The organism is Trichococcus pasteurii (genome assembly GCF_900112935.1).
Classification (GTDB): Bacteria; Bacillota; Bacilli; order Lactobacillales; family Aerococcaceae; genus Trichococcus; species Trichococcus pasteurii.
Map to the genome: position 1 here is coordinate 1 of NZ_FONM01000038.1, position 4835 is coordinate 4835.

Annotated in this window: 5 protein-coding genes; 1 reads left to right on the forward strand and 4 read right to left on the reverse strand. The window is 44.6% G+C overall.

All coding sequences use genetic code 11. The annotated features are described in order from the left end of the window. Positions 1 to 81: 81 nt before the first annotated feature. The 3 genes from BM184_RS15355 to arfA form a co-directional block, all read right to left on the reverse strand. The gene (locus tag BM184_RS15355) at positions 82 to 258 is read right to left on the reverse strand and encodes a hypothetical protein (RefSeq protein ID WP_157080409.1); all 177 of its coding nucleotides are present in this window, start codon (positions 256 to 258) and stop codon (positions 82 to 84) included. Between the two features lie 293 nt (positions 259 to 551). Further along, on the reverse strand, positions 552 to 1781 hold the full coding sequence (locus tag BM184_RS15025; protein ID WP_086943857.1) for an extracellular solute-binding protein: 1230 nt from the start codon (positions 1779 to 1781) through the stop codon (positions 552 to 554). A gap of 16 nt (positions 1782 to 1797) precedes the next feature. Beyond that, positions 1798 to 3297, reverse strand: coding sequence for an arabinosylfuranosidase ArfA (gene arfA / locus BM184_RS15030; RefSeq protein WP_086943856.1), 1500 nt, complete (start codon positions 3295 to 3297; stop codon positions 1798 to 1800). A 345-nt stretch (positions 3298 to 3642) separates the two neighbouring features. On the opposite strand from arfA, the gene BM184_RS15035 reads away from it, so the two are divergent. Next, the gene (locus BM184_RS15035; RefSeq protein WP_086943855.1) at positions 3643 to 4545 is read left to right on the forward strand and encodes an ArsR/SmtB family transcription factor; all 903 of its coding nucleotides are present in this window, start codon (positions 3643 to 3645) and stop codon (positions 4543 to 4545) included. A 71-nt stretch (positions 4546 to 4616) separates the two neighbouring features. Here BM184_RS15035 and BM184_RS15040 read toward each other — a convergent pair. Further along, a partial coding sequence (locus BM184_RS15040; RefSeq protein ID WP_409373515.1) for a transketolase-like TK C-terminal-containing protein occupies positions 4617 to 4835 on the reverse strand: 219 nt, incomplete at its 5' end.

Below are 4835 nucleotides of genomic sequence, written 5' to 3' on the forward strand. Positions count from 1 at the left end.
GCCATCAATTGACTTACGCATATCAGTTTTTCCGCAAACAAGGTAAATGTGCTTAACCTTGGTGTAATCAACAATCATCCGTCACAGCTCCTTCAACAAAGCGTACAGGATGTATTTTTCAATGCCTTGATATACTGAAACCGTTCGGTTTCGAACTGTATCCTTTATTTCAAAAGCAAGTTGTCGTTCGTGCGGTATTGGATCAAAATCAATTTGATTATCTAACTGAATAGGAACAATGTCCGGCTGTCTTTCCATTTGGGTACCTCCGTTATATATGATAACTGAAGTATAAATGGAAAAACTCCTCCCGAAAATCTACCTGATTATTTGGCGCTTACCGAATACAAAGAACAGAATCAAGTGGGGACCAATGAAATACAAAAATTTAAAGTTTTTTTTCTTGTTGTCTTTAGCGTTGACTTTGGTGGATACAGCTTCAGATGTTTGCATATTATCTTCCTTTCAAAAAAATTCATACAGCGATTCCGATTAAGAATGCCATATGAATTTTTGAATTACTACCTTATCACTCCATTGCGGTTGGACGATCAGCTTGCATTTTCGGCAATCAGATCTTCGACTGTTTTTTGAGCTTGCTCCAGGCCTTCGTCAATTGTGATGTTGCCGTAGATCATGTCTGATAAAACGGTAGCCAAAGCTGATTCGACATAGCTGTAATATTTGTAATCGAAAATATAGGAAGCTTCTTTTTCGACATCCGAGCTTGTGAAGAATGATTGTGGGTACTGTTGATACTCTTCGCTCTCGAATACTTCCTTACTCGCTACGATTTGGCCGGCACCTGCCCAGTCGATCGAATTTTCACGCATCCAGCTTAAGAAGTCTGCAACCCCTTGTTCTTTTTCATCTGTTCTGTCTTCGTTGTTCAGCAACGAGAATAAGTGGGCAGAAGATCTGTTCGTGAATTTGTCAGGCGTCACGGAATAAATGTTGGTCACTCCGAAGTTCAAGCCTTCAACAGAACCATGAGCCGTGGATGTCCAGGTTCCGTCAGTAGAGAACAACACATCTCCCGCTTGGAACATCGCGTAGCCATCTTCTCCGTAAGGTGACATCAAGCCTGCATCCGCTACCGATTTCAACTGTTCGACCACTGTTCTCATCGCATCCGTATTGATGGTAGGATTGCCGGCTTCGTCGGAAATATCCCCACCTACGTTGACGACGTTCGCCAATGCCACCCATTCGATCAAAGCATTATTGATGGCGTACTGCCCTTCATCCAGCTTTCCGTCCAACGACAGGATTTCTTCGATCGTCACCACATCATCCTCAAGGAAAGTATTTGCATCATATTTATCCAGCAGATCGGTATTGTAATACATCGCATTCCCGTGGATGTCCAACGGAACGGTGTATTGCGTCCCTTCGTAATTGCCCGCATTCCAAGCGACTTCAAGGTAGTTGTCCGCTGTCAGATCGGTATTCGTTGCCATCAAACCTTCGACCGGCTCCAACATATCCAGATCTGCAAATTGGGGAACCCGGTCCGCGTGAATCAAGGTCAGATCCGGAATGTCTTTGCCGGAGTTCATGACTGTGTATATCTTGGTGTACATATCCGCTGTGATGACGCTCTCAACGGGGAATTCAGGGTCGGTCTCATTGTACTCGGCAACCAACGCATCCATATAGGCACCATCGTCACCGGTCAAAGGGTTCCAGAAGGTGATCGTATTTGCGTTACCGCAACCTGCCAATAAGGTAATGCCTGCCAACGTCGCTGCTGATAAAAACTTTCTGTGTGCATTTTTCATTTTTTATGCCTCCATTTTATTTTGTTTTTATTCTGATGACATTCCAAGATAACGGTTTCAAAACAGTGGACAACCTACTGTCCTTCAATACCACCTCTGACTTTTCTTTCAATTTGACCAAATCATGATTGGTTGCATTTGTATCTTTTTTATCATATCCAGCCAACTCGGTCGCTTCGGTGATAGTCTCCAACTCGAACCCTTCTTCTTCGAAGGTGAATGCGATGTCTCTGTCTTCCGATCGGTTTACCGCAAAGACAACCAGTTCATCCGTTTCATCGTTGTGTACCGCAATCGTTTCGATATAAGGCACTTCAGCAAAATCCTTCGAACCGTATGTTTCCGACTCGACATGCGGAGTCAGCACCACGCCTCTTCCATAATTGGATACTTGCATAAAGGGATAGAAGATGGTTTGTTTCCAGGTGTCTCCATTCTTTTCCGTCATGATCGGAGCAATGACATTCACCAATTGGGCCAGGCAGGCAATCTTGACGCGGTCAGCATTTTTCAACAGCGTGATCAACAAGCACCCTACCATCAAAGCATCCTCGAAATTATAGATATCCTCCAACAAAGGTGGGGCGACTTGCCATGGTTCCAATTCCTTATCCTGATCATTTGAGTGATACCATACGTTCCACTCGTCGAACGACAGATTGATCTGTTTATCGCTGCCTTTTTTGACCTTCACGAAATCACAGATGGAAACGACTGTCTTGATGAAGCGGTCCATGTCCAAAGATTGTGCCAGATAATTGCCTATGTCATTTTCCTTATTCCCATAATAGCAATGCAACGAAAGATAGTCGACATAATCATAGGTATGCTCCAAAACGATCCGTTCCCAGTCACCGAAAGTCGGCATTTTGCTTGTCGAACTCCCGCAAACGACCAATTCAATGCTGCCATCGACCAGTTTCATCGCCTTAGCGGTCTCTGCCGCCAAGCGTCCGTATTCTTCTGCAGTCTTATGGCCGATCTGCCAAGGCCCATCCATTTCATTGCCGAGCGACCAGGTTTTGATGCCGAAAGGTTCCACTGATCCGTTCTGCTTGCGCAGGTCGCTCCAGTGGGTTCCCCCTTCAAAGTTGCAGTATTCCAAGCATTCCACAGCTTCTTGGATACCGCGCGTGCCTAGATTGACTGCCATGTTCACTTCTGCATTGACTTCTTTTGCCCATTTGGCGAATTCGTGTATACCTACCTGATTCGTCTCCATAGATCGCCACGCCAAATCCAATTTCCTTGGGCGTTTCTCTTTTGGCCCGATTCCATCCTCCCACTTATACCCTGAAACAAAATTCCCTCCAGGATAACGGATAAGTGGCACATTTAGTTCCGCCACTACCTCTTTGACATCTTTCCGAAAGCCATCTGCATCAGAATTTTTGTGTTCCGGTTCGTAAATGCCGTCATAGACAGCCCTCCCCAAATGTTCTATGAACGAACCATACAAACGCTTATCTATCCTGCTGATGGCATTCTGCCTGTTGACCGATAATTTCGCTTCCATTTGTCCTCCTTACCAACTTAGTTAACTTTTCAGTTTACTAAGATGAACAAAATTAACTTATGAGGTAATAATATCGAACCGTGCAACCGTTGTCAACATTATTTGTGTTGTTTTTGCAAAAATATCCCAAACTTAGTAAACATTTTAGTTAATCATGTTCATAAGCGCTGCCATTACGCTCTTTTCAATCAGCATTTCCATAAACCTATGGGAAATATATCTTTTTTTAGTTAACTCATAGAGTAATCTAACCCAACCTATTGACAGACAAGTGATAAACTTTTATATTTATCACATACAGTGATGAACAATATCATTAACTAAAATGAAAAATGAGGTGAGCTTATGCAATTGGACATATCCGAATCATCTTTGGCTGTATACGAGGCATTGGCCAGCGAGATACGCTTAAAGATCATCCAATTATTATCCAAACAAAAAATGAATGTGAAAGATCTCGCGCTTGAACTGAATCTAAGTAGCGCCATCATTTCAAAGCACATCAAAAAACTTGAAGCCGTAGGTATCATCAAAACGGAAAGGATCCCCGGCATATCCGGTCTCCAAAAGGTATCCATCCTGAAAGTCGATCATATCGACATCAATTTTCCGAAAAAAATTTACCATTCCTTTGAAACCTTCGATACCGCCATCCCGATCGGACACTACACGGATTATCACGTCACTCCGACCTGCGGGTTGGCTGATTCCAAAGATTTCATCGGAAATGTGGATGAACCGAAATACTTCATGGACTCAGGACGGATGGACGCCAGCATCCTTTGGTTCACTGCAGGCTATGTGGAATACAAAACCCCAAATTTCCTGACACCTGATGACACGCTGGAACAAATCGACATCAGCATGGAAATCAGTTCAGAATTTCCTTTTTCGAACGATGTTTGGCCATCCGACATCACCTTCACCCTGAACGGCACAGAGTTGGGTACTTGGACGAGCCCGGGCGACTTCGCGGACACGCGCGGGAAGCTGAATCCAGCTTGGTGGCCGTCGAATTTGAACCAATACGGTCTGTTGAAAACACTAAGGATAACCCATCACGGTACTTACATGGACGGAGACCCCCTTTCCGAAGTCAGCATCGCTGACCTGAATAAGACGGCCGAAACATGGGACATCCGCATCGAAGTGAAGCCCGATGCGGAAAATGTCGGAGGCGTGACCTTATTCGGCAAAAAATTCGGAAACCATGATCAGGACATCAACTTCAAAGCCTACTATTCCTGAAAAATGAGAAAAAAGCTGCGACCCACTCCTCTCGGAGCGGATCGCAGCTTTTTGATTTGTTTGAATGAAGTCTATTTTGCGAATTTTGCTTGATAAGCTGCAACCACTTTTTCAGTAGTGAAGCCATATTCCGCCATTACCACGTTGCCGTTGCCGCTTGCACCGTAAGTGTCGATGCCGTAAGCTAGGCCATCAAGGCCGACATAACGTTCCCAACCGAAGGTCGCGCCCATTTCGATGGACATGCGGTTGCGGACTGCGCCAGGCAGGACTGTTTCTTTGTAGGCCGC

Bases quoted from the DNA above. Each gene is read 5' to 3' on its own strand.
- BM184_RS15355 (WP_157080409.1), bottom strand. From the start codon at position 258: ATGGAAAGACAGCCGGACATTGTTCCTATTCAGTTAGATAATCAAATT.
- BM184_RS15025 (WP_086943857.1), bottom strand. From the start codon at position 1,781: ATGAAAAATGCACACAGAAAGTTTTTATCAGCAGCGACGTTGGCAGGC.
- arfA (WP_086943856.1), bottom strand. From the start codon at position 3,297: ATGGAAGCGAAATTATCGGTCAACAGGCAGAATGCCATCAGCAGGATA.
- BM184_RS15035 (WP_086943855.1), top strand. From the start codon at position 3,643: ATGCAATTGGACATATCCGAATCATCTTTGGCTGTATACGAGGCATTG.